This window comes from Micromonospora sp. WMMB482 (genome assembly GCF_019038635.1).
GTDB classification, from domain to species: domain Bacteria; phylum Actinomycetota; class Actinomycetes; order Mycobacteriales; family Micromonosporaceae; genus Micromonospora; species Micromonospora marina.
This window is the reverse complement of sequence record NZ_JAHOPD010000020.1, coordinates 1,641,089-1,662,804: the sequence shown is the minus strand read 5'-3', so window position 1 is coordinate 1,662,804 and position 21,716 is coordinate 1,641,089. Positions and strand designations below refer to the sequence as shown.

The 21,716-nt window shown below is 72.7% G+C and carries 28 protein-coding genes; 20 read left to right on the top strand and 8 right to left on the bottom strand.

The annotated features are described in order from the left end of the window. Positions 1–27: 27 nt before the first annotated feature. The 4 genes from KSK32_RS08705 (at position 28) to KSK32_RS08695 (ending at position 2,351) form a co-directional block, all read left to right on the top strand. Complete coding sequence (locus KSK32_RS08705; RefSeq protein ID WP_216930183.1) at positions 28–810, top strand: DUF2993 domain-containing protein; 783 nt, start codon at positions 28–30, stop codon at positions 808–810. A 72-nt stretch (positions 811–882) separates the two neighbouring features. Further along, positions 883–960, top strand: a complete 78-nt coding sequence (locus tag KSK32_RS34910; protein WP_310503780.1) for an Ms5788A family Cys-rich leader peptide — start codon at positions 883–885, stop codon at positions 958–960. A gap of 204 nt (positions 961–1,164) precedes the next feature. Beyond that, positions 1,165–2,013, top strand: a complete 849-nt coding sequence (locus KSK32_RS08700) for a sulfurtransferase (protein ID WP_216930182.1) — start codon at positions 1,165–1,167, stop codon at positions 2,011–2,013. Further along, positions 2,013–2,351 carry a DUF1416 domain-containing protein gene (locus tag KSK32_RS08695; RefSeq protein ID WP_013288819.1) on the top strand — a complete coding sequence of 113 codons (339 nt, stop codon included), beginning with the start codon at positions 2,013–2,015 and terminating at the stop codon, positions 2,349–2,351. Before KSK32_RS08700 ends, KSK32_RS08695 begins: the two co-directional genes overlap by 1 nt. Positions 2,352–2,430: 79 nt before the next feature. Here KSK32_RS08695 and KSK32_RS08690 read toward each other — a convergent pair whose 3' ends face one another. Then, positions 2,431–3,489, bottom strand: coding sequence for a hypothetical protein (locus KSK32_RS08690; protein WP_216930180.1), 1,059 nt, complete (start codon positions 3,487–3,489; stop codon positions 2,431–2,433). 343 nt (positions 3,490–3,832) lie between these two features. Here KSK32_RS08690 and KSK32_RS08685 point away from each other — a divergent pair, with 343 nt between their 5' ends. Further along, positions 3,833–4,132 carry a hypothetical protein gene (locus tag KSK32_RS08685; protein ID WP_216930178.1) on the top strand — a complete coding sequence of 100 codons (300 nt, stop codon included), beginning with the start codon at positions 3,833–3,835 and terminating at the stop codon, positions 4,130–4,132. 96 nt (positions 4,133–4,228) lie between these two features. Next, complete coding sequence (locus KSK32_RS08680) at positions 4,229–5,080, top strand: hypothetical protein (RefSeq protein WP_216930176.1); 852 nt, start codon at positions 4,229–4,231, stop codon at positions 5,078–5,080. Between the two features lie 2 nt (positions 5,081–5,082). On the opposite strand, the gene KSK32_RS08675 is transcribed toward KSK32_RS08680, so the two are convergent. The 3 genes from KSK32_RS08675 to KSK32_RS08665 form a co-directional block, all read right to left on the bottom strand. After that, positions 5,083–7,155: a glycogen debranching N-terminal domain-containing protein gene (locus tag KSK32_RS08675; RefSeq protein ID WP_216930173.1), complete on the bottom strand. Its 2,073-nt coding sequence runs from the start codon at positions 7,153–7,155 to the stop codon at positions 5,083–5,085. Then, complete coding sequence (locus KSK32_RS08670) at positions 7,152–7,541, bottom strand: SCP2 sterol-binding domain-containing protein (protein WP_216930172.1); 390 nt, start codon at positions 7,539–7,541, stop codon at positions 7,152–7,154. The genes KSK32_RS08675 and KSK32_RS08670 overlap by 4 nt, the downstream gene beginning before the upstream one ends. A 70-nt stretch (positions 7,542–7,611) precedes the next feature. Then, a complete protein-coding gene (locus tag KSK32_RS08665; RefSeq protein WP_216930171.1) occupies positions 7,612–7,974 on the bottom strand; it encodes a DsrE family protein in 363 nt (120 codons plus the stop codon). A gap of 23 nt (positions 7,975–7,997) precedes the next feature. Here KSK32_RS08665 and mtfM point away from each other — a divergent pair, with 23 nt between their 5' ends. After that, a complete protein-coding gene (mtfM, locus tag KSK32_RS34360; RefSeq protein WP_013288813.1) occupies positions 7,998–8,102 on the top strand; it encodes a small membrane protein MtfM in 105 nt (34 codons plus the stop codon). A 55-nt stretch (positions 8,103–8,157) separates the two neighbouring features. Beyond that, the gene (locus tag KSK32_RS08660) at positions 8,158–8,748 is read left to right on the top strand and encodes an FABP family protein (RefSeq protein WP_026268511.1); all 591 of its coding nucleotides are present in this window, start codon (positions 8,158–8,160) and stop codon (positions 8,746–8,748) included. A gap of 71 nt (positions 8,749–8,819) precedes the next feature. Here KSK32_RS08660 and KSK32_RS08655 read toward each other — a convergent pair whose 3' ends face one another. Next, positions 8,820–9,677, bottom strand: a complete 858-nt coding sequence (locus KSK32_RS08655) for an aminotransferase class IV (protein WP_216930169.1) — start codon at positions 9,675–9,677, stop codon at positions 8,820–8,822. Positions 9,678–9,768: 91 nt separating this feature from the next. Between KSK32_RS08655 and KSK32_RS08650 the strand changes: the two genes are divergently transcribed. The 4 genes from KSK32_RS08650 (at position 9,769) to KSK32_RS08635 (ending at position 13,290) form a co-directional block, all read left to right on the top strand. Then, positions 9,769–10,176, top strand: coding sequence for a Fur family transcriptional regulator (locus tag KSK32_RS08650; protein ID WP_216935928.1), 408 nt, complete (start codon positions 9,769–9,771; stop codon positions 10,174–10,176). Then, positions 10,173–11,282, top strand: coding sequence for a folate-binding protein YgfZ (locus tag KSK32_RS08645; RefSeq protein WP_216930168.1), 1,110 nt, complete (start codon positions 10,173–10,175; stop codon positions 11,280–11,282). Before KSK32_RS08650 ends, KSK32_RS08645 begins: the two co-directional genes overlap by 4 nt. A gap of 111 nt (positions 11,283–11,393) precedes the next feature. Then, the gene (locus tag KSK32_RS08640; protein ID WP_216930167.1) at positions 11,394–12,236 is read left to right on the top strand and encodes a 3-keto-5-aminohexanoate cleavage protein; all 843 of its coding nucleotides are present in this window, start codon (positions 11,394–11,396) and stop codon (positions 12,234–12,236) included. A 94-nt stretch (positions 12,237–12,330) separates the two neighbouring features. Further along, positions 12,331–13,290, top strand: coding sequence for an asparaginase (locus KSK32_RS08635; protein WP_216930166.1), 960 nt, complete (start codon positions 12,331–12,333; stop codon positions 13,288–13,290). Positions 13,291–13,422: 132 nt separating this feature from the next. Here KSK32_RS08635 and KSK32_RS08630 read toward each other — a convergent pair whose 3' ends face one another. Beyond that, positions 13,423–14,220 (bottom strand): alpha/beta fold hydrolase, encoded by a 798-nt coding sequence (locus KSK32_RS08630; protein ID WP_216930165.1) that lies wholly within the window; start codon positions 14,218–14,220, stop codon positions 13,423–13,425. 113 nt (positions 14,221–14,333) lie between these two features. Here KSK32_RS08630 and KSK32_RS08625 point away from each other — a divergent pair, with 113 nt between their 5' ends. The 6 genes from KSK32_RS08625 to KSK32_RS08600 all read left to right on the top strand — a co-directional run bounded on the left by KSK32_RS08625 (position 14,334) and on the right by KSK32_RS08600 (position 18,170). Then, positions 14,334–14,924: a helix-turn-helix domain-containing protein gene (locus KSK32_RS08625; protein WP_216930164.1), complete on the top strand. Its 591-nt coding sequence runs from the start codon at positions 14,334–14,336 to the stop codon at positions 14,922–14,924. Continuing rightward, positions 14,921–15,688 (top strand): hypothetical protein, encoded by a 768-nt coding sequence (locus KSK32_RS08620; protein WP_216930163.1) that lies wholly within the window; start codon positions 14,921–14,923, stop codon positions 15,686–15,688. Before KSK32_RS08625 ends, KSK32_RS08620 begins: the two co-directional genes overlap by 4 nt. Before the next feature lie 72 nt (positions 15,689–15,760). Then, positions 15,761–16,075, top strand: coding sequence for a DUF2516 family protein (locus tag KSK32_RS08615; protein ID WP_013288803.1), 315 nt, complete (start codon positions 15,761–15,763; stop codon positions 16,073–16,075). Beyond that, positions 16,072–16,959, top strand: a complete 888-nt coding sequence (locus KSK32_RS08610; RefSeq protein WP_216930161.1) for an alpha/beta fold hydrolase — start codon at positions 16,072–16,074, stop codon at positions 16,957–16,959. The genes KSK32_RS08615 and KSK32_RS08610 overlap by 4 nt, the downstream gene beginning before the upstream one ends. Positions 16,960–16,970: 11 nt before the next feature. Continuing rightward, positions 16,971–17,708, top strand: a complete 738-nt coding sequence (locus KSK32_RS08605; RefSeq protein ID WP_216930160.1) for an alanyl-tRNA editing protein — start codon at positions 16,971–16,973, stop codon at positions 17,706–17,708. Positions 17,709–17,720: 12 nt separating this feature from the next. Further along, positions 17,721–18,170 carry a VOC family protein gene (locus KSK32_RS08600; protein WP_216930159.1) on the top strand — a complete coding sequence of 150 codons (450 nt, stop codon included), beginning with the start codon at positions 17,721–17,723 and terminating at the stop codon, positions 18,168–18,170. 4 nt (positions 18,171–18,174) lie between these two features. Here the strand turns inward: KSK32_RS08600 and KSK32_RS08595 are convergent, their stop codons facing one another. Then, positions 18,175–18,846 carry a DNA polymerase beta superfamily protein gene (locus KSK32_RS08595; protein ID WP_216930158.1) on the bottom strand — a complete coding sequence of 224 codons (672 nt, stop codon included), beginning with the start codon at positions 18,844–18,846 and terminating at the stop codon, positions 18,175–18,177. Between the two features lie 76 nt (positions 18,847–18,922). Here KSK32_RS08595 and KSK32_RS08590 point away from each other — a divergent pair, with 76 nt between their 5' ends. After that, a complete protein-coding gene (locus KSK32_RS08590) occupies positions 18,923–19,837 on the top strand; it encodes an SDR family oxidoreductase (RefSeq protein WP_216930156.1) in 915 nt (304 codons plus the stop codon). On the opposite strand, the gene KSK32_RS08585 is transcribed toward KSK32_RS08590, so the two are convergent. Then, positions 19,828–20,820, bottom strand: coding sequence for a YafY family protein (locus KSK32_RS08585; protein WP_216930154.1), 993 nt, complete (start codon positions 20,818–20,820; stop codon positions 19,828–19,830). The genes KSK32_RS08590 and KSK32_RS08585 overlap by 10 nt on opposite strands. Before the next feature lie 103 nt (positions 20,821–20,923). On the opposite strand from KSK32_RS08585, the gene KSK32_RS08580 reads away from it, so the two are divergent. Continuing rightward, positions 20,924–21,715 (top strand): EI24 domain-containing protein, encoded by a 792-nt coding sequence (locus tag KSK32_RS08580; protein ID WP_216930153.1) that lies wholly within the window; start codon positions 20,924–20,926, stop codon positions 21,713–21,715. Position 21,716: the final 1 nt, after the last annotated feature.

The window sequence follows — 21,716 nt, the reverse complement described above, 5'->3', positions numbered from 1 at the left end:
GTGACGGCGGTGAGGACGGGAGGCGGCGTGGCAGAGGCGTATCCGGCGGAGGGCCGACCCCGGCGACGGGGCCGGAAGGTGCTGATCGGCTTCCTCGTCCTGCTGCTGGTGCTGGCCGGTCTGCTCGTCGTCGCCGACCGGGTCGCCGCCGGGGTGGCCGAGCGCGCCATCGCCGACCAGGTCCGGCAGGAGATCGCCAAGCAGGACGCGCAGTCCGCCGCACCGCAGGTCGAGGTGGGTGGGTTCCCGTTCCTCACCCAGGTGCTCGACGGCCGGTACGAGCGCATCTCGATCCAGCTCACCGACGTGCGCGGCGACGTGCAGGGCGACGCCGTCGAGGTGCCGAAGCTCGACGTGGACGCGCGAAACGTGACCGCCTCCCTGGACACGCTGCGCTCCGGCCGGGGCGAGGTGGTGGCCGAGAGCGTCGACGGGCGGGGCACCGTCACCTACGAGAGCCTGGCCAAGCTGCTGGACCGGCCCGGGCTCACGCTGGGCGAGCGCAACGGCAAGCTGGCGGTCACCGCCCCGGTGGACGTCCTCGGCATCAAGCTCACCGTCAACGGCACCGCCGACGTCACGGTGGTCGGCAACAAGGTGGCGCTGCGCTTCAACGACCTCAGCGCCGAGGGCCTGCCGAACGTGCCGCTGGCGCGGGCCGCGCTGACCCGGTACGCGCAGGGCATCTCGATCGACGTGCCGCTGCCGGAGCTGCCGTTCCAGCTCAACCTGCGCAAGGTGGAGCCGAAGCCGGAGGGCCTGGTGGTCACGGCGGACGCGGCGAACGTGCCCATCAACTCCGCCGGCTGAAAGCCGGCCTGCCGTCCCGGATGCTGGTCGGCCTGGTGGCAGCTGTCGCCTCGGCTGGTAATCTCCCTGCCCATGGGGACCCACCTCACCAAACGGCGCGCGGTCGACCTGTGCCGCGTGGCCACCTGCCTGTGTCGCCCCGTCATCTGACGGCGGGGCTGTCTCCGGCCGCCTGAACGGCGGTCGTCCAGGGTCCACGAACCTTTCGGTTCCCCCTCCTCAACGCCCGGCAGCGGCGCCGTCGCACGTACCCGTGATCCGTACCTAGCTCAGGGTCCGCGTGTGGTGCGACAACCATCGACATCGATCTCCACGCGCAGGCTCACCAAACCATCCTCACCAGGGAGTGATCTGATGAGTCGCGACACCGCACTCGTCTCGGCCGAGTGGGCCGAGAAGAACCTCGGCGCCCCGGGCGTCGTCTTCGTCGAGGTCGACGAGGACACCTCGGCCTACGAGACCGGGCACATCACCGGCGCCGTCAAGCTCGACTGGCGCACCGACCTCCAGGACCAGATCCGCCGGGACTTCGTCAACAAGAGCCAGTTCGAGGCGCTGCTGTCCGACCGGGGCATCGCCAACGACGACACCGTGATCCTCTACGGCGGCAACAACAACTGGTTCGCCGCGTACGCGTACTGGTACTTCAAGCTCTACGGCCACGGTGACGTGAAGCTGCTCGACGGCGGCCGCAAGAAGTGGGAGCTGGACGCCCGTCCGCTCGTCACCGACGTGGTGGAGCGGCCGAAGACGCAGTACGTCGCGCAGGAGCCGGACACCTCGATCCGCGCGTTCCGCGACGAGGTGGTCGACGCGATCGGCACCAAGAACCTGGTCGACGTGCGCAGCCCCGACGAGTACGCGGGTCGCCTGCTCGCCCCCGCCCACCTGCCGCAGGAGCAGGCGCAGCGGGCCGGCCACATCCCGACCGCGATCAGCGTCCCGTGGTCCAAGGCGGCCAACGAGGACGGCACGTTCAAGTCCGACGACGAGCTGCGCAAGATCTACGCCGACGCCGGGCTGGACGACGGCAAGGAGACGATCGCGTACTGCCGGATCGGCGAGCGCTCCTCGCACAGCTGGTTCGTGCTCCAGGAGCTGCTCGGGCACCGCAACGTGAAGAACTACGACGGCTCCTGGACCGAGTACGGCTCGCTCGTCGGCGTGCCGGTGGCGCTCGGCGACGAGCCCGGGGAGGCCTGATGACCGCCGCCTCCGCCGCCTCGACGGCTGCCGCCGGCTGCGCCGCGCCGGACCAGTCCGCCCCTCTCCCGGCGAGCCTGGACCTGGAGAAGGAGACCGTCATCACCGGCCGCGTGCTGGCCGAGTCCGGTGAGGTCGTGCCGGGTGCGTACGTGCGCCTGCTCGACTCGACCGGCGAGTTCACCGCCGAGGTGGTGACGTCGGCGGCCGGGCAGTTCCGGTTCTTCGCCGCGCCCGGCTCCTGGACGCTGCGCGCGCTGTCCCGCCACGGCAACGGCGACACCGCCGTGTCCGCGGCCCGCGGGATCAACGAGGTGACCGTCTCGGTCGCCGCCTGACCCACGCTGGAGATCGTGGCCCGCCGCCCACCCGGGTGGCGGGCCACGAGCCGTTCCGGCTGCCCGGTCGGTCCGGCTGTCACCCCGGGTAGGGGGCCTGGACTAGGCCGTCCTCGTCGCCCGGCCGGACCTGCGACCTGCGATGGTCCGGCGGTGGAAGCTCCTGGTCCAGCACCCAGGGTGTGGACCGGTGGCCGGACAGTGGGGACAGCCTGTCGTCGCCGGTCCAGTCGCTGTGGCCGTTACCGGATCGGGCGCGGTCGAGATCACGGTGGAGGGCGGCGACCCGCGACTCGAAGTCTCCGATCACCTGGTTGAGTCGCTGGCGTTCCTTGGCGGCACTCTCCCGGAGTTCGGCCAGCTCTGCGAACGACACGCGGGCACGCCGCTCGGCGTCATCCCGGTTCAGGGCTAACTGCTCGGCCCGGTCCTCGGCGTTGTTGCGTTCGCGGAGCAGTTGCCCCGCCCGGGCCTCTGCGGCGTCGCGTTCTTCGGCGAGACGCTCCTGCCGGGTCAGCAGTGCCTCGTTCTCCCGCGCAAGCCGATCCAGTCGGGCACTGAGCTGTGCGCTCTCCTCCTCCTGACGGGCGACATCCTGTTGCATTCGACGAGTGAGCACATCCAGGCTGTGGATCAGACCACGACGGTCGGTCTCAGCATCATGGGTCTGACGACGCATCTCCTCGGTGAGACGGTCCACCTGCTGCTCGAGTTCGCTGATCTGGCGGTGGTGGTCGGTCAGGGCGTGCTGCGCGGCGTCCCGTTCACGCTGGAGCAGGGCGATCCGAGTCCGGTCGTCGCCGGCGTCCGCCGCAGAGGCGAGCGCTTCGCGGACGACTAGGTCGCCGACGACGATCCTGCCGCAGTAGCCGGGCGGGGCTTCACCACGGTGGGTCTGCCAGAGCCCGGCGTACGTCTCCAGTCGGGTGACGGCTTCGTCGGCTGGTACGCAGATCCGCACGCTGTGGGCGAGCAGATCCCAGGAGACCCGCCCGCCCTCCCGGATCTCGTCGAGCAACTTCTTGTAGGTGACATCGTACTGGGATTTGACCTCGTCCCAGAAATGCTTGAAGGCGCCATGACCGCGGCCGTGCCATTCGCGAATCAGATCCCGCACCTGATGCTGCACCTTGTCCACCCGGACATTCTCATGGAGCGCCGTCAGACACGCATCGGTGGGGGGAGATTCGCACCCTTGACGGACGGTCGCGTCTGCTTCTGTTCACAGTGGATGCCCGGGTGGCTGGAAAAGTGCGTGTGAACGACGGAGAAGAGGACTGTTGAGGGTGTGATGCCGACCACGTTTCCTGACTCCGAGGTCGAGTGGAAAGGGTGCTGACCAGGTCGCCGACGAATCCACTTCCGATATTTTCTGGCTGGCTCGAAAAGCAGTTGTGATTCCCATCCTTCCGCAATGTCCGAATTTTTCCTGAGCTGTTTTGATCATGCGTGTTGTTGGTCGCATAGACAGGAGGCAGAGCATGTCCACTAGCGGGGAAGTCGCGGGTGAGCACGAAGCCGTGGTGGTGGGCGCCGTTCTTCTGGTCTTGAGCGGGTGGGTGCTGTTCGCCCGGCGGCGTCGCGGCGAGCAGGATCTCGCGGACCAGCGTTCGGCTGCCCGGGCGGCCACGCCACAGAGCCTCTACCAGCTTCTTGCGTGGGCCCTGGCCAGCGATGGCCGAACCGCTCGCCTAATCGCTCTGCTGATGGTGCTGCTGTTACTCGTCACGCTGAACGACACGCTCGCGCGGACCGTCTCGACGCTGGTCGGCGGCCCCTGAGCTAAGCCAGACCCGTCCCGTTGTTGCGGGACGGACCGGCGGGCGTCAACGCGGACCCGGGCCGAGGAGGGTGGCCCGCCGTGACACGATTGCCGGGTGACTGCCGTCGAGACGGGCTACGCCCCGCCCACCCCGCCCGGCCGGCCCGGCTCGGCCGGCCGACGCCGGCTGCGTTGGCTGACGGCCGCCGCTGTGGCGTGGGCCGTGCTGCTCGCGGGTCTGACCTGGTGGTCGGTGCGCACCGACGCGCCGACGGTCAAGGAGCAGCGGTCGCTGGACCAGGCCGGGCCGGTGGTGGACCGGGCGATCGGCGAGCTGACCGCCGCGGTCGGCGCCGCGGGCGTACCGGCGCTCCTGCCGGACCGGCTGGAGCGCGGCTGCCGGATCACGCCGATGGACGACGGCGCCACGCTGGAGCGCGGCGTCGAGGTGGCGATCGGCGGCGACGACGTACGCGGCGTGCTGCGCGGCATCGCCGACCGGCTGCCGCCGGGATGGCGGGCCGGCGTGTCGACGCTCGACGGCGAGCCGCTGCTGCGCGCCGACGCGGGCGAATTCGTCACGGTCGAGGGCCGGGCCGGTGGCCCGGGCCGGCTGCTGCTCACCGCCGACACCGGCTGCCGCCCGACGGGTTCCGGCTACCGGGCCCCGTCCGCCGACGCTGCCGCCGAGTCGGCAGCGCTGGCGTCGGCGCTGGGCCGGTGGGGCGGCGCGACCGGGCCGGTCCAGGTGCTGGCCGCGCCCTGCCCGGGCGGCGGGACCGCCCGCACCGCCCGGTCCGAGGCGGCCGTGCCGGCCGATCGGCCGCTGGCCGCCGCGTTCGGCGGCGGCACCGCGCCGGTGGTGGACACGGCCGACGCGTACGCGCGCCCGGGCGACCCGGCGGTGCTGGCGCAGCGGGCCGGACAGCGGGTCCGGGTCGCGGTGACCACGCCCTGCACCGCCTGACGTCAGCCGCCCGGCAGGGTGAGTGCCGACGGCTGCTCCTCGTGCGGCTCCCGGCTGCGGCCCAGCGCGTCCACCTGTCCCCAGCGGCCCGGGATGTCGAGCAGTTCCACCCGGCCCATCCCGGGCGGCACGGCCGGGTCGATGATCAGGTGATCGCCCTGCGGTTCCAGCCCCAGGATCACCCGTAGCAGCAGCAGCGGTGTGCCGGCGGACCACGCCTGCGGGCTGCACGCGGTGGGGTACTCCACCGGGTAGTCGGTGAGGCTGCGCTCGTAGCCGGCGAACACCTCGGGCAGCCGCCCGTCGAAGTAGTGGGACGCGCTGAGCAGAGCGTCGCAGATCCGGCCCGCCTCGTGGCGGAAGCCGTACCGCCACAGGCCCCAGGCGATGATCGAGTTGTCGAACGGCCACACCGTGCCCACGTGGTAGCCGACCGGGTTGTACCGGCCCTGGTCGTCGGCGAGCGTCCGCACGCCCCACCCGGAGAACAGGCGCGGGCCGAGCAGGTGGGCGGCGACGGCGGGGGCCCGGGACTCGTCGACGATGCCGCTCCACAGCAGGTGGCCGATGTTGGAGGTGAGCGCGTCCACCTGCCGGCCCCGCGGGTCGAGTGCCAGCGCGTAGTACTCCCGGTCCGGGATCCAGAAGTCCCGGTTGAACCGTTCCTTGAGCGCCGCCGCCTCGCGTTCCAGCCGGTCGGCGTACGCCGGGTCGTTCCAGTGGGTGCGGGCCATGCGGGCGCCGCGCAGCTTCGCGTCGTACGCGTACCCCTGGATTTCGCACGTGGCCCGGGGGAACTCGGGGATCCGCCCGTCGGCGTAGGAGATGGCGTCCGGCGAGTCCTTCCAGCACTGGTTGGGCAGGCCGGTCTCCGGGTTGCGGGACATGTACCAGAGGTAACCGGTGCAGAGCAGGTCGCCGTACGTGTCCAGCCAGGTCAGCGCCGCCCGGGTCTCGTGTTCCAGCCTGCGCACCAGCTCGGCGTCACCGGTCCACCGCTCGTACTCGTCGAGCAGGATCACGAACAGCGGCGTGGTGTCGGCCGCGCCGTAGTACGGCGAGTGCGGCTGCTCCTCGAACCCGGCGCTCTCGCCGTAGCGCAGCTCGTGCAGGATCTTGCCGGGTTCCTCGTCCCGGAAGTCGTCGACCCGGCTGCCCTGGAGGCCGGCGAGCATGACGATGGTGGGCTTGACCATCTCGGGCAGGAACGGCAGCACCTGGAGCGAGGTGAAGATGCTGTCCCGCCCGAACAGCGTCATGAACCAGGGCAGGCCGGCGGCGAGCAGCCGGACGCCGAGCGCGATCGACTCGTACCGGAGGGCGGCCAGGTCGTTGAGGCTGCGCCGGTACGCCCCGGCCAGCGGCTCGCAGTCGCAGCCCAGCTTCGGCGCGCGGCCGATCAGCTCGGTCTGCTCCACCTCGATGTCGGCCGCCGTGCGCCGGCCGCCCAGCGGCAGGATGGCCCGGACGTCCTCGCCACGGGCGCCGTAGATGACCGTGTCGATGTTCAGCCGGGTGGTCCACTCGCCGTGCGGGCCGACCCGGACCCGGAACGTCATGCCGCTCTCGTCGACCTCGGCCGGCGCGCTGCTCGTCACCAGCGTGTCGCGGTGGAACGCCTCCCTGCGGTAGGTCAGCCGCAGCGCGTTCGTCCCCACCGTGGGCGTGGTGTGTCCCCTCTTCGCCCGCTGGTTCTTGATCTCCAGGAGATCGGCGAAGTCGGACCCGATCTCCAGCCGGAGCCGGAACTCCGTCTCCTGGTCGGCGTGGTTGAGCAGGGTCAGTTCCTCGTCGAGGCTGCCGCCGATCGCGCGGCTGCGGATCACCGAGACCTTCGAGTCCAGGTAGTGCGTCGGCTCGCCGGGAACCAGGAAGAACCGCGTCTTGTACGACAGCGAGTCGTCGATGGAGAGCGCGTGCAGGGGTTGCCCGTCGAGGGTGAGGATCCAGGTGGAGAGGAACCGGGTGTCGAAGGAGAACAGCCCGGTGGGGAAGTCGTACGACGGCTGGATGTTGCCGCGGTCGTCGCTGACCAGGAACGTGTTGCCGTCGAGGATGCTGACCCGGTCCTTCACGCCAGCCGCCGGACGTGGTCGCGGGCGGCGTCCCGCGGATCCCGTACGTCGGGGCGGGGCGGCAGGAACCGGCGGAACGCCAGGAACAGCACGACGTGCCCGCTGAAGGTGGCCTCGTTGCGCAGCACCGCCGCCATGCCGGCCTCGCGGCCGGTGACCAGCTTCTCGAACAGTTCGGTGGAGAGGGTCAGCACGCCGTCCGCCTGCCCTTGCTCCTTCCGGCTCACCTGGGCCGATCCGGGGGCCAGCGTCACGTACCAGTGCTCGGTCCGGTTGCCGTCGGCCAGGTCGATCTGGAGCGTGCCGACGATCGGGCTGCTCAGTACCGACGCGGCGCGCGCAGGCAGCGACGCGAAGAACTGCTGGATCGCCTCACTCACGTTCACATGGTAGGCGTAATCCGGACATGTCGGGCTGGGATCGGCCCACCGGGCAGAGTGGACAACCCGGGCGAGTTCAGTAGATCAGCGCCTGCGCGCCCTCGGCCATCGCTTCCTCGACGAAGACCGCTGCGCCCGCGATGCGTACGCCGGGGATGACGTCGTCCGGGCCGATGTCCCGCCGGGCCGCGCACTGGGTGCAGGCGGTCACCCGGCCCGTGGTCAGAACCACGTGCAGCAGCTCGCCGAGCGGCGCGGAGTGTGGCAGCTCGAACGTCTCCGCCCGCCCGGGGAGCGCGAACCAGGTGGACTCGCCGGTGAGCCAGAGCGAGACCTCCACCCCGGCCGCGGCTGCGGTGGAGGCGACGGTGAACGCCTGGGCGCAGCGTTCCGGGGAGTCCGCGCCGGCGGTGGCCTTGACGACGAGAGTGCGCGCCATGACGCCAGCATAGGATGGCCCGGATGGTTACCGAGATCGGGTTCGTCAGCCTGCTGGTCGCCGGCCTGGGCGCGCTCGCCGGTGGCCTGGTGTACGTCGCGGTCCGCATAGCTAGAGGTAAATGGTGAGCGCGAGGAGTGAGCCGGTTTTGCGAGCCCCGCAGTCGCGAACGAAGGTGGCGCTGTGAATAGTGAGAATCCGCTTCAGCCGCCGTGGTTGAACGCGCCGCCGGTCGAGGAGTACCCGTACGAGGAGAGTCACGACCTGCGCGTCGGCCCGAAGCTGCACCCGAGCCTGGACGGCCTGCTGCCGTACATCGGGGTGTGGCGTGGCCGGGGCCGGGGTGGGTTCCCGACGATCGAGGACTTCGACTACGCGCAGGAGATCCGGATCAGCCACGACGGCCGGCCGTTCCTGTTCTACGAGTCGCGGGCCTGGATCCTCGACGAGCAGAGCCGCCCGGTCCGCCCCGCCGGTCGTGAGGTGGGCTGGTGGCGCCCGGTGCTCGACGGTGAGCGGGTGACCGACGAGCTGGAGGCGCTGATGACCACGCCGACCGGTGTGATGGAGCTGCACATCGGCAAGCGCAAGGGCACCCAGATCGAGTTCGCCACCGACGCGGTCGTGCGTACCGCCACGGCGAAGGAGGTCACCGCCGGTGCCCGGCTGTTCGGCATCGTCGAGGGCGCCCTGCTCTACGCGCAGGAGATGGCCGCCGTGGGTCAGCCCCTGAGCCCGCACCTGTCCGCCCGCCTGACCCGGGTGGCCGGCTGACCCGCCTCCGTTCCCGGCGATCATGAGGTTGGCGGCGACAAATCGGGCACCCGGCGCCGCCAACTTCATGATCAACGGGGTGGGGGTGGGGGGAAGTTCAGGAGTGTCTGCAGGCGTCGGGTCTGGGGGGAGCGCGGGCGGGGGGTTCCGTTCAGGGTGGTGACCTCTGCCGGGCCGCGCAGCGAACTGGTCAGCCAGACGGCCTCGGCCTCGTGCAGCTCGGGCACCGTCGGCAGGTGCTCGCCGGCTTCCAGGCCCAGCTCTGCGGCGCGGCTCAGCAGGTGGTGAGCGGTCACGCCGGGCAGGATCCCGGTCCGGGCCGCCGGCACCGTGAGGAGACGGCCGCCGGCCAGCCACACCACGTTCGCGGTGGGCCCCTCCAGCACGTAGCCGTCGGTCGAGACCCAGAGCACGTCGTCCACGCCGGTCCGCTGCGCCCACCGCCGCGCGGCGGTGCTGAGCGCGTACGAGATGGACTTCACGCCGCTGGGCAGCCACAGCAGTTCCGGGCGGGACCGGGCGGCCACCCCGAGCGGCAGCGTGGCGACAGTCACGCCGTCGCGCCGGGCCAGGCGGGCGGACGCGGGCACCTCGCCGAGCGTGGCGTACACCGTGGGGGGCCCGCCGCCCTCCGGTCCCCGCGTGCAGACCAGCCGCAACGCGCCCTCGGTGTGCGCGGGCCAGCCGGCACACACCGCGTCCAGCAGCTCGACGAGCGCGGCATCAGGGGGCAGCGGCAGGTCGATCGCCGCCGCCCCGGCCCGCAGCCGGGCCAGGTGGGCGTCGCGCAGCCACTGGCGGCCGTCGCGCAGGTGCAGCGTCTCGAACAGGCCGTCACCGTGCAGGACGCCCCGGTCGTCGCCGCGCAGCACCGGCTCACCCGCCGGCACGAGCCCCCGGCCGAGCACCGCCACCCGTGTCGTACCCACTGGCGCAGCGTAGTGGCGTACCTCGACGGTGGACCGATCGGCGCGGCGGCCCAACTATGATCGAAGGGTGTCCGAATCCTCCCTCGCGGAAATGCTCCGCTCGCGCGGGCTGCGGCTGACGGCGCAGCGGCAGCTGGTGCTCCAGGCCGTCCTGGATCTGGGGCACGCCACCCCGGAGCAGGTGCACACCGCGGTCCGCGAGGTGGCGGCCGGAGTCAACATCACCACCATCTACCGCACGCTGGAGCTGCTGGAACGGCTCGGCCTGGTGACGCACACGCACCTGTCGCACGGCTCGCCGACCTACCACGCGGCGGGCGAGCACCAGCACGTGCACCTGGTGTGCCGGGAGTGCGGGGCGATCGACGAGATCTCCCCGGAGATGCTCCGCCCGCTCGCCGACCAGCTGGACGAGCAGCGCGGGTTCCAGGTCGACATCGGGCATGTCGCGCTCTTCGGGGTCTGCGGCCGCTGCACAAAGAACGGGGAACGCACATGATCGACATCGCGGGCGCGGTGACCACCGACGCCATCGACGACCTGACCCGGGACCAGCCGGAACCGGCCCACCGGGCGGCCGGGGTCGGCCCGGTCGCCGCACACTACGGCGACCCGATGCGCGAGCAGCGGCTCCTGGCCACCGGCGTGGGCTTGGTCGACCGCTCGCACCGGGGCGTGGTCGCGGTGCCCGGCGAGGAGCGGATCGGCTGGCTGCACACGCTCACCAGCCAGCACCTGGCCGCGCTGGCGCCCTGGCAGGGCACCGAGTTGCTGGTGCTCTCCCCGCACGGGCACGTCGAGCAGCACGCGATGGTCGCCGACGACGGCGAGACCACCTGGCTGGACACCGAGCCGGGAATGACCGAGGGCCTGCTGTCGTACCTGGAGAAGATGCGGTTCTTCAGCAAGGTCGACCCGCGCGACGCCACCGCCGACCACGCGCTGCTGTCGCTCGTCGGGCCGGAGGCACCCGGTGCGCTCGACACGCTCGGCGTCACCGGGCTGGCCGCTCCCGACGTGGCCGCGGTGCCGGGCCCGAAGTTCCGTTCCGGTGAGCTGCCCGCGCGGCCCTCCGTGGTGTACGACGTCAAGCCCCTCCCCGTCGGCGGCTGGGCCCGGCGGGTGGCGCTCGGCGTCGACCTGCTCGTGCCCCGGGCGGCCATGGCCGAGGTGGTGGCGGAGCTGCGCGGCGCCGGGGTGCCGGCGGCCGGGCTGTGGGCGTACGAGGCGATCCGGGTCGCCGCCAAGCGGGCCCGCGCCGGCGTGGACACCGACCACCGGACGATCCCGGCCGAGGTGGACCTGATCGCACCGGCCGTGCACCTGGACAAGGGCTGCTACCGGGGGCAGGAGACGGTGGCCCGGGTGCACAACCTGGGCAAGCCGCCCCGCCGGCTCGTCCTGCTGCACCTGGACGGCGTGGCGAGCGACCAGCCGCCCGTCGCCGGTACGCCGGTGACGCTGGACGGCCGGACCGTCGGTTTCGTGGGCACCGCCGTGCAGCACTTCGAGCTGGGTCAGGTGGCGCTGGCGGTCCTGAAGCGCAACACGCCCGACGACGCCCGCCTGCTCGTCGGCGACAGCGCCGCCGCGATCGACGTTTAAGGAAGGGCCCCCTATTAACGCCTGCGGTAGAGGAAGGGCCCCTTCTTAACGCCGCTTACGCCGGAAATCCTCCGGTCGACCGGGTGTCGGGCGCCGGTCTAGGATCCGGGCATGACGACAGGGACGTTGATCACGGTTGCCCCCACCGGCGCGGAGTCGGCGAAGGCGGAGGTGCCGGCGCTGCCGGTGACGCTCGACGAGCTGCTGCTGACCGCCAAGGAGTGCGAGGCGCTCGGCGCCGCCGTGATCCACGTCCACATCCGCGACGACGACGCGCGGCCCACGCTCGACCAGGGGCGGCTGCGCAACACCGTGGCCGCGCTGCGGGAGAGCACCGACCTGATCGTGCAGCTCTCCTCCGGGGGCGCGGTGACCGACCCGGAGTCTGCCCGGCTCGCGGTGCTCGACGCCGGGCCGGACATGGCCTCCTGCACCATGGGAACTGTCAACTTCGGCGACGACGTGTTCCTCAACCGGTGGGAGTTCATCGTCGATCTGCACACCCGGATGCAGGAGCGCGGCGTCGTCCCCGAGTACGAGATCTTCGACCTGGGCCACCTCAGCGCGTTGCAGCGGCTGCTCGGCAAGTACGGCCTGCCGCACGGCGGGCACGTGCACGTCGACTTCGTGATGGGGGTGCCGGGCGGGATGCCGGGCACCACCGCGACGCTCGTGGCGGCCCAGCAGATGCTGCGCGACCTGCCCGAGGGCACCACGTTCTCGGCCACCGGAATCGGGCGCAGCACCATCCCGGTGATGCTGGCCTCGCTGTCGACCGGCGGTCACCTGCGCGTCGGCATGGAGGACACGGTCACGTACGCCAAGGGGCGCCCGGTGGAGTCCAACATGCAGCTCGTCGCGCGGGCTGTCGGTTTCGCCCAGCTCGCCCAGCGTCCTCCGCTGACCACTGCCGAGGCCCGTACGCTGCTCGGCCTCCCGGCCACCGCCCGGTAAGCGGCGTACCCGGCGGCGACCCCGTACCTACCCGGCCGGCGTCGCAGGTCACCCCGCCGCCGATCCGGTCCGTCCCCTCGGTACGGTCCATACCGTGGGAAAAACGTACGAGGGTGGCGTGCCGCTCGCCGAGGTGGTCCGGTCCGGATTCGTGGAGGGCCTCCACCGGGGTTCCGTGGTGGTGCTCGACGCCGCCGGCGAGCCGGTCGCCGGGGCCGGCGACGTCACCTCGCCGATCTTCCCCCGCTCGTCCAGCAAGCCGATGCAGGCGGTCGGCATGCTCCGGGCCGGACTGCCGCTCACCGGTCCGGCCGACGTGGCGCTGGTCGCGGCGAGCCACGCGGGTGAGGAGTTCCACGTCGAGCGGGTGACAGCGCTGCTGCGCGACGCCGGCCTGACCGAGGAGGCGTTGCACTGCCCGCCGGACCTGCCGTTCGGCGAAGCCGCCCGGGAGGCGGTGCTGCGGGCCGGCGGCGGTCCGGCCCGGGTGCTGATGAACTGCTCCGGCAAGCACGCCGGCATGCTGCGTACCTGCCTGGCCGCGGGCTGGCCGCTGGACGCCTACTGGCGCCCGGAGCACCCGCTCCAGCAGCACCTGACCGCCACGACCGAGGAGGTCACCGGGGAGCGGGCAGCAGCGGTCGGCGTCGACGGTTGCGGCGCGCCGGTGCTCGCGGTCTCGCTGACCGGGTTGGCGCGGGCGTTCCTGCGGCTGGTCGGTGCCGAGCCAGGCACCGTCGAGCGGACGGTGGCGGACGCGATGCGGGCGTACCCGGAACTGGTCGGCGGCACCCAGGCGGAGGACACCCGGCTGATGCGCGGCGTACCCGGCCTGCTTGCCAAGATCGGCGCGGAGGGCGTGATCGCGGCGGCGGTCCCGGAGGTCGGCGCCGTGGCCCTGAAGATCGACGACGGTGCGGCGAGAGCCCGCACGCCCGTCCTGGTGTCCGCCCTGGCTCGCCTGAATGTGCGAGCTCCCATCCTCACCGAGTACGCCGAGCCACCCCTGCTCGGCGGCGGCCTCCCGGTAGGCGCCGTCCGCCCCACCTGGTGACCCCGCCCCGGCCCTCCCGCCTCCGCCCTCGGTGATCTTGCACTTGCCGCCCTGGAAAGCCGTACATTCGGGACGGCTGGTGGGCCGCAACTGCAAGATCGGCGGGCCCGGCGCGGCGCAGGGAGAGGGCGGTCAGGGGAGGAAGGGCAGGAGGGCGGCGTTGGTCTCGGCCGGGCGCTCCAGGGGGAGCAGGTGGGCGGCGTCGGGGACGTCTTGCATGCGTACGCCGTTCGGGGCCTCGTCGGCGATGCGGTCGGCCAGGCGGCGGATGTCGGCCAGGTCGTCGGCGCCGGTGCCGGCGAGCACCGGTACGCGCAGCTCGCCCAGCCGGTCGATGGCCGGCGGGTCCAGCTCGCCCACCTCGATCGCGCTCAGCGCCTGCTCGGCGGCGAGCGCGCGGCGGTCCATCTCCTCGGCGAACCGGATCAGCTCCGGGTCGACGTCCTCCGGGCGGCGGGTCGGGCCGACGACCCAGAACCGCACCTCCCCGGCGGCGGTGGCGGCGAAGTCCTCCGGGTCCACGTCGCCGACCAACTCCTCCCAGAGCTGCTCGGTCTCCTCGGACCACTCGGTGCCGGAGACCGGGGCGCCGAAGAGCGCCAGCGCCGAGACCCGCTCCGGGTGGGCGAGCGCGGTGTCCACCGCGACCCGGCCGCCGAACGAGCAGCCGACGAGCGCGGCCCGCTCGATGCCCAGCGCGTCGAGCAGCCCGATAACGTCGTCGTGGTGGGCGAACGGCGCGGGCGGCAGCTCCGACTCGCCGTAGCCGCGCAGGTCCAGGGCGAGCACCCGGTGCCGCTGCGCGAGCGCCGGTACCTGCCCGCGCCACATCCGCCGGTCAGCGATGCCGGCGTGCAGCAACACCACGGCGGTTCCGGTGCCGCTCTCGTCGTACGCGAGCTGGGCGCCGTTGATATCGATCTTGGTCACGAGCGAGAACGGTACGGACCGGACATGGGCTCCGCAACCCGCATCGAGTGACCCTGCTAACTCTGGCTAGCGTTTTGCTTGCAGGAGTTAGCGGCCCGGGCTAGCGTTGAGTCATGGCCACCAGCAAGGACCTTCCCGATGTCGGCGGGTTCATTCGCGACCTGCGGCGCAACGCGAAGATCTCACTGCGCCAGCTCGCCGAGCAGGCGGGCGTCAGCAATCCCTACCTGAGCCAGATCGAGCGCGGACTGCGCAAGCCGAGCGCCGAGGTGCTCCAGCAGCTCGCCAGCGCGCTGCGCGTCTCCACCCCGGCGATGTACCTGCGTGCCGGGCTGTTGGACGACAAGGAGGGTCAGGGCGTGCTCGCGGCGATCGCCGTCGACCCCGAGCTGACCATGGCCCAGAAGCAGTCGCTCACCCAGATCTACGAGACGTTCCGGCGCGAGAACGCCCGCCTGGCCGAGGCGACCGAAGCGGCCACCGCGACCGGGACGGCCACCGCGCCGGAGGCCCCGGCGACTGTGGCGGCGGCCGCGACCGGTCCCGTCACGCCGGAGGGCACGCCGACCGAGGCGGTCCTCGAATCGGTAGCCGTCACCGAAGCGGGCGCGGCGCCCGCGCCGACCACCGCCGCCCCCGAGCACACGACCGCCCGCCGGGCGGCCCGGAAGGCCGCCGGTGCGGCCGAGGAGGAGCAGTCATGACCACCCAGCCGAAGACCAACCGCATCCCCGCACCCCTCTACGCCGCCGCCGGCGCCGGTGAGCTGGCCCTGGAGCAGCTGCGCAAGCTGCCGACAGTGGTCAGCGGCCTCGGCACCCGGGTCGTCGCCGACCTCGGCGGCAAGGCCGTCGTCACCGGCTTCGAGCTGCGCCAGAAGGCCACCGAGACGCTGAGGACCGCCAACCAGACCGCCACCGGGCTGCGCGAGCGGGCCGTCGCCACCGACCTCGACCAGCTCCGCGAGGCCGCCAACCTGGAGAAGCTGCGCGAGGCGGCCAACCTGGACAAGCTGCGGGACGCCGCCACCCTGGACAAGCTCCGCGAGACCGCCACCCGCAACGCCGCCGTCGTGGTGGCCGGCGCGCACGCCGCGCAGGAGCGCGCGCTGGCCGCGTACGCCGAGCTGGTCGCCCGCGGTGAGCGCGTCGTCGGCGCCGGGGTGCTGGAGGCCGCCGACACGGTGAACGCCGACATCGAGGCCACCGAGGCCACCGGCACCGAGGTCGCCACGACGACCGAGGTCGCCCCGAAGCCGGAGACCGCGCCGACGGCCGCCGCGACCGAGGCGCCCACCCCGGCCGAGGTGGCCGAGGCGGTAGCCGCCAAGCCGGCCGCGGTGAAGCGGACCCGCGCCACCAAGGCGACCGCGACCAAGGCCGCCACGAAGACGACCGCCGCCAAGCCGGCGACCCCGTCGGCGAAGCTGCCGAAGACCACGAAGCGGACCCGCCCGGCCGCCGAGTGATTCGTTGCTCCACCCGGACCCCGGACAACGTCTTGTCGGACGTTTCCGGGGTCTCGGCATAAGCTTGCCCCCATGGCCATCGCCGCGCCGATCTTCGCGTTCGCAGTCCAAGACGTGATCCAGCTGATCCTGCTCGTCTTCGCCCTGGTCGTACAGGGAGTGGCGCTGGTGCACGCGGTCACCCAGCGCGGCGACGGATTCGCCGCGCTCGGCACGCTGCCCAAGGGCGGCTGGGTCGCCATCCTGGCGGTCTGCCTGCTGCTGACCCTGCTCGGCTTCGGCCCGATCAGCCTGTTCGGACTGATCGGCATCGCGGCCGGTCTCATCTACCTGCTCGACGTGCGGCCCGGCCTGCGGGACCTGCACGACGGCCGAGGGTCCTGGTGAGAGGTTTCCGCTGGCCGCCGCCGCCGGACGGCGGTCCCCGCACCTGGGGGCCCGGTCCTGGCGCGCCCCGGACCGGGCGCCCCGCGCTGCCCGAGCCGGAGACGGAGCTGGTCGCCACTCCGCACGGGGTGAGCCTGGAACGGCTGGTCACCGGCACCGGTGACCCGGTCACAGTGTTCGCGCACGGGCTCGGCAGCGGCATCGCCACCACCCGTCCGTTCGGCAGCGGCGTGGCCGGGCGGCGCATCTTCTTCCAGTTCCGCGGGCACGGCCGCTCCGACTCCCCGCCCGGGCCGTGGAGCTACCTGGACCTCGCCCGTGACCTGCGAGCCGTCGCCGACCTGGGCGGCGCGACCCGGGCGTTCGGCGCCAGCCTCGGCGCGGGCGCGCTGTGCCGGCTGCTCGCGGAGAGCCCGGAACGCTTCGAGAGACTCGTGTTCTTCCTGCCCGCCGTGCTGGACGAGCCGCGCGGTGAGGTGGCCCGCGCCCGGCTCACCGGCCTGCTCGACGCGGTGGCCGAGGGCGACGCCTCGGCGCTGGCCGACGCGGTGTCGCTGGAGCTGCCGCCGTCGGTGCGCAACACCCCGGCCGGGTGGGCGTACCTGCGGCAACGGCTCGACCAGTTGCTGCGCGACGGGCTCGCGCCGGGGCTGGCCGACCTGGCGGCCCAGGCTCCGCTCGACGACGCCGGGTCGCTCGCCGCGGTCACCGCGCCGGCCCTGGTCATCGCCGCCGCCGAGGACGACCTGCACCCGGTCGCCGTCGCCGAACGGCTCGCCGCCGCGCTCCCGAACGCCACACTGCACGTGTACGACCGTCCCGGCGTGCTCTGGACCGAGCGCGCCGATCTGCGGGAGCGCGTCTCGGGGTTCCTGAACGGGTAACGTCGCCGTCCATGGGCGTCACACACCACGGCCGTACGCACCGGCTCGACCTCGCCGACCCGACCCTGCGCGAGTGGACGTGCCGGGTGCTGGCGGCCGACCCCGAGCAGGGCGTCGTGCTCGACCGGTCCGCGTTCTACCCCGGCGGCGGCGGGCAGCCGCCGGATCACGGCGTGCTGCTCTGGCAGGGCGTACAGACCCGGATCGTCGGCACCCGCAAGGGCGACGACCTCTGGCTGATCCCGGCCGAGGGTGACCCGGTGCCGCCGGTCGGCACCGAGGTGGTCGGCGCGGTCGAGGACACCCGCCGGACCATGCTGATGCGTACCCACTCCGGGCTGCACGTGCTCTGCGGCGTGGTGTTCCGCGACTTCGGCGCGCTCGTCACCGGCGGCAATATGGACGTTGGAGAAGCGCGGATGGACTTCAACCTCCCCGAGGTGCCGCCGGACTTCAAGGCCCGCATCGAGGAGCTGGTGAACGCCGAGGTGGCCGCCGACCGGTCGGTGGCCGTGCGGGTGCTGCCGCGCGCCGAGGCGCTCGCGCTGCCGGACATCATCCGTACCCAGTCGAACCTGATCCCGCCGACGGAGCAGGAGGTGCGGATCGTCGACATCGTCGGGTTGGACGTCCAGGCCGACGGCGGCACGCACGTCGCCTCCACCGCCCAGATCGGCAAGGTCCAGGTGGTCAAGGTGGAGAGCAAGGGGCGGGCCAACCGCCGGGTACGCGTGCGCCTGGCGGACTGAGTTGGAGGACGTATGGCGCGGGACTGGAAACTCGTCATCGACTGTGCCGACCCGATCGGGCTGGCCCGCTTCTGGGCCGCGGCGCTCGGCTACCAGGTCGAGGACAACAGCGTGCTGATCGAGCGACTGGTCGCCGCCGGTGCGGTGCCGCCGGAGGCGTACGTCGAAGTGGACGGCCGCAAGGCGTGGCGCGAGCTGGCGGCGGTACGCCACCCGGACGACCCGGTCGACCCGGCCAGCGGCACCGGGCTGGGCCGGCGGTTCCTGTTCCAGGCCGTCCCCGACCCCAAGCGGGGAAAAAACCGCCTCCACGTCGACCTGCACGTCGGCCCGGAGGGGCGGGCGGCCGAGGTGAAGCGTCTGACCGCGCTCGGCGCGACGGTGCTGGCCGAGGTCGCCGACCAGGGCAGCGAGCACACCACGATGGCCGACCCGGAGGGCAACGAGTTCGACGTGCAGTGATCGTTCAGCGCGGCAGGTGAGCCGCCCGGACGGCGAGCAGCCAGCGTTCCACTGCTTCCTCGTCCGGGCGCTCCGGCAGCGGCGAGCGGATGCGGCCGAGTTCCACCTCGGCGGCCGCCACCAGGGCCTGCGCCTCGTCCAGCGCGCCACCGGCGACCCGTTCGCCGAACGCGCGGAACCACTCCGGGTCGGCGAGGCGGATCTCCAGCACGCCCGTCGCGTACAGCACCCGGCCCTGGTGCAGCAGCCGGGCCAGGTGCCGGGCGTGCTTCGCCGAGCGTCGCCGCCCGCCGCTGTCCCCCGGGGCGGCGGCGAGCTTGCGGAACTGCTGCGAGGCGTACCCGAGGTAGGCGTCCCGGACGCGTGGCGCGCTCAGGAACGCCGACCGGATGGCGATCAGCTCCTCGCCGAACTCGGTACGGGTCTCGTAGCAGTCCTCGGGCAGCCACATCAGCTCGGTGGCGGTCGGGTTGCCGCTCAGCGCCAGCAGCGCGTACTTGCGTGCCTCGTGCAGCGTGACGTCCGGGTCGGTCGTCACGACCGACTCGCGCGGCGGGCGCAGGCCGTGGAACGCGACCGTGGGAGCGGCGAACACGCCGATCCGGTCGGTGTCCGAGCCGGGACCGGCCAGCCCGTACGCGACCGAGCCGACGATCCCGGACAGCAGCAGGTGCATACCGGTGATGATCGCCCATCCGGGCCTCTCGGGAAACCGGACTTCCGCTGTCAGGTATCGGTGACACGGTGATCCCATGAACTCACCACTGACCGGAACTGTCGCGCTCGTCGCGGGCGCGACCCGGGGCGCCGGCCGGCAGATCGCCGTGCAGCTCGGCGCCGCCGGAGCCACCGTCTACGCCACCGGCCGCACCACCCGCGAGCGCCGCTCCGAGATGGACCGGCCGGAGACCATCGAGGAGACCGCCGAGCTGGTCACCGCCGCCGGGGGCACCGGAATCGGCGTCGCCGTCGACCACCTCGACCCCGAGCAGGTACGCGGCCTGGTCGAGCGGATCGACGCCGAGCAGGGCCGCCTCGACGTGCTGGTGAACGACGTCTGGGGTGGCGATCCGTTGATCACCTGGGAGAAGCCGGTCTGGGAGCAGCCGCTCGATGCCGGTTTCCGCATGCTGCGACTGGCGGTCGACACGCACATCATCACCAGCCACTTCGCGTTGCCGCTGCTGATCCGCAACCCCGGCGGCCTGGTCGTCGAGGTCGGCGACGGCACCAAGGAGCACAACGACGGCGAGTACCGCCTGTCGGTCTTCTACGACCTGGCCAAGGTCTCGGTGAACCGGCTCGGCTTCAGTCAGGGGCACGAGCTGGCCCCGTACGGCTGCACAGCCGTCTCGCTCACGCCCGGCTGGCTGCGCTCGGAGGCGATGCTCGAACACTACGGCGTCACCGAGGCCACCTGGCGCGACGCCGCCAAGACCGAGCCGCACTTCGTCATGTCGGAGACACCGGCACTCGTCGGGCGCGCGGTGGCCGCCCTGGCCGCCGACCCGGACCGGGCCCGCTGGAACGGGCAGTCTCTCGACAGCGGCGGCCTGGCCCAGGTGTACGGCTTCACCGACGTCGACGGCAGCCGCCCGCACTGGGCCCGCTACTACGAGGAGGTGGTCAAGCCGGGTAAGCCGGCCGACCCCGACGGCTACCGCTGACCGCCGGACGGCGGATCGGTGTAGAGCGCCGCCGCGCGGCGGGCCGCCTCGGCGAAGCGCGCCCGCAGCTGCGGCGGCGCCAGCACCTCCACCTCCGGGCCGAGCGCCAGCAACTGGCTGTACGCGACGTCGACCGACTCGACCGGCAGCCGCAGCACCAGCCGGCCCTGCTCGTCCGGCGGCCCGGCCGCGTCCACCGCCTCGGTGTAGACGAACGGCGCGTCCACCAGGTGCCGCAGCGCCCGCAACCCGGCCGGGCCGAGCCGTACCGTCACCCGCTCCCGCAGCAGCTCACGCAGGAACGCGCCGGCCTGCTCCCGCCAGTACGCCCCGAGGTCGAAGTCCTCGTACCGGTCGAAGCCGTCGGCGCCCACCTCGACCGCTGCCACCCGGTCCACCCGGTACGTCCGCCAGCCGTCGCCGACCCGGCCGACGAGGTACCAGACCCCGTTCTTCAGCACCAGCCCGTACGGCGACAGCGTGCGGGTCACCTCCCGGTCCCCGCGCCGGTAGCGCAGCTCCACCATCCGGTCCGACCAGACCGCCCGGGCCAGCTCGGTGAGGGCCGGCGGCGGCGCGGTCTCCCGGAACCAGCCGGGCACGTCCAGGTGGAACCGCTGCCCGGTACGCGCGGGCGCGTCCCGCAGGCTCGGCGGCAGCGCGGCGAGCACCTTCAGCTCGGCGGCCGCCACCGAGTCGGCCAGTCCCATGTCACCGGCCGGTCCGGGCAGCCCGGCCAGGAACAGCGCCTCGGCCTCGTCCCGGCTCAACCCGGTCAGCCGGGTCCGGTAGCCGCCGAGCAGCCGGTAGCCGCCGGCCCGGCCCCGGTCCGCGTACACCGGGACACCGGCGGCGGAGAGCGCCAGCACGTCCCGGTAGACGGTCCGCTCGGACACCTCGAGCTCGCGGGCCAGCTCGGCGGCGGTCATCGTCTCCCGGGACTGGAGCAGCAGCACAAGCGAGATCAGCCGGGACGCACGCACACCCCCATTGTGTAAGGAAGGGCCCCTTGTTAACGCATACGGATTGGAGGGGGCCCCTCCTAACAGGCTGGGTTTGTGCGCGAGCCCACTAGGCTGTGCCGTCGTGAACGCCTCCCGTACCGTCGCGCCCGTCACCGGCGCGGCTACCCGCTTCCTCGGCGGCGCCGGGCTGCTGCTGCGCGGCTTCGGCATGTACGTCCGCAGCCCGAAACTGATGCTGCTCGGCGTGATCCCGGCGCTGATCACCGGCGCGCTCTACGTGGCGCTGTTCGCCACGCTGATCTACTTCGTGGACGACCTGGCGGGGTGGCTCACCCCGTTCGCCGACGACTGGTCGTCGCCCTGGCGCGACCTGCTGCGGGTCGCCGCCGGACTCGCGGTTGTCGGGGTCGCCGGGCTGGTCGGGGTGCTCACGTTCACCGCCGTCACGCTGGTCATCGGTGACCCGTTCTACGAGGCGATCTCCGAGCGGGTCGAGGACCGCCTCGGCGGCACGCCGGGGGCGGTGGACGTGCCGTTCTGGTCCTCGCTGCGGCGCAGCCTCGCCGACTCGCTGCGCCTGGTGGCCCTGTCCGCGCTGATCGGCGTACCCCTGTTCGCCGCCGGTTTCATCCCGGTGGTGGGACAGACGGTGGTGCCGGTGGTCGGCGCCGGAGTGGGTGGCTGGTTCCTGGCGCTGGAGCTGGTCGGCGCGCCGTTCTACCGGCGGGGGATGCGGCTGCCGGACCGGCGGGCGCGGCTGCGGACCGACCGGCCGGCGGCGCTCGGCTTCGGGGTGGCGGTCTTCCTGTGCTTCCTGATCCCGCTCGGCGCGGTGCTGGTCATGCCGGCCGCCGTCGCCGGGGCCGCGCTGCTGGCCCGCCGGTCGCTGGGCCAGCCGATCGAGGAGAGCTGAG

Excerpts from the sequence above, each read along its gene's own strand:
- KSK32_RS34910 (WP_310503780.1), top strand. The coding sequence starts at position 883 with ATGGGGACCCACCTCACCAAACGGCGCGCGGTCGACCTGTGCCGCGTG.
- KSK32_RS08700 (WP_216930182.1), top strand. The coding sequence starts at position 1,165 with ATGAGTCGCGACACCGCACTCGTCTCGGCCGAGTGGGCCGAGAAGAAC.
- KSK32_RS08695 (WP_013288819.1), top strand. The coding sequence starts at position 2,013 with ATGACCGCCGCCTCCGCCGCCTCGACGGCTGCCGCCGGCTGCGCCGCG.
- KSK32_RS08685 (WP_216930178.1), top strand. The coding sequence starts at position 3,833 with ATGTCCACTAGCGGGGAAGTCGCGGGTGAGCACGAAGCCGTGGTGGTG.
- KSK32_RS08665 (WP_216930171.1), bottom strand. The coding sequence starts at position 7,974 with ATGGCGCGCACTCTCGTCGTCAAGGCCACCGCCGGCGCGGACTCCCCG.
- mtfM (WP_013288813.1), top strand. The coding sequence starts at position 7,998 with ATGGTTACCGAGATCGGGTTCGTCAGCCTGCTGGTCGCCGGCCTGGGC.
- KSK32_RS08650 (WP_216935928.1), top strand. The coding sequence starts at position 9,769 with ATGCTCCGCTCGCGCGGGCTGCGGCTGACGGCGCAGCGGCAGCTGGTG.
- KSK32_RS08645 (WP_216930168.1), top strand. The coding sequence starts at position 10,173 with ATGATCGACATCGCGGGCGCGGTGACCACCGACGCCATCGACGACCTG.
- KSK32_RS08640 (WP_216930167.1), top strand. The coding sequence starts at position 11,394 with ATGACGACAGGGACGTTGATCACGGTTGCCCCCACCGGCGCGGAGTCG.
- KSK32_RS08625 (WP_216930164.1), top strand. The coding sequence starts at position 14,334 with ATGGCCACCAGCAAGGACCTTCCCGATGTCGGCGGGTTCATTCGCGAC.
- KSK32_RS08620 (WP_216930163.1), top strand. The coding sequence starts at position 14,921 with ATGACCACCCAGCCGAAGACCAACCGCATCCCCGCACCCCTCTACGCC.
- KSK32_RS08615 (WP_013288803.1), top strand. The coding sequence starts at position 15,761 with ATGGCCATCGCCGCGCCGATCTTCGCGTTCGCAGTCCAAGACGTGATC.
- KSK32_RS08605 (WP_216930160.1), top strand. The coding sequence starts at position 16,971 with ATGGGCGTCACACACCACGGCCGTACGCACCGGCTCGACCTCGCCGAC.
- KSK32_RS08600 (WP_216930159.1), top strand. The coding sequence starts at position 17,721 with ATGGCGCGGGACTGGAAACTCGTCATCGACTGTGCCGACCCGATCGGG.
- KSK32_RS08595 (WP_216930158.1), bottom strand. The coding sequence starts at position 18,846 with ATGCACCTGCTGCTGTCCGGGATCGTCGGCTCGGTCGCGTACGGGCTG.
- KSK32_RS08590 (WP_216930156.1), top strand. The coding sequence starts at position 18,923 with ATGAACTCACCACTGACCGGAACTGTCGCGCTCGTCGCGGGCGCGACC.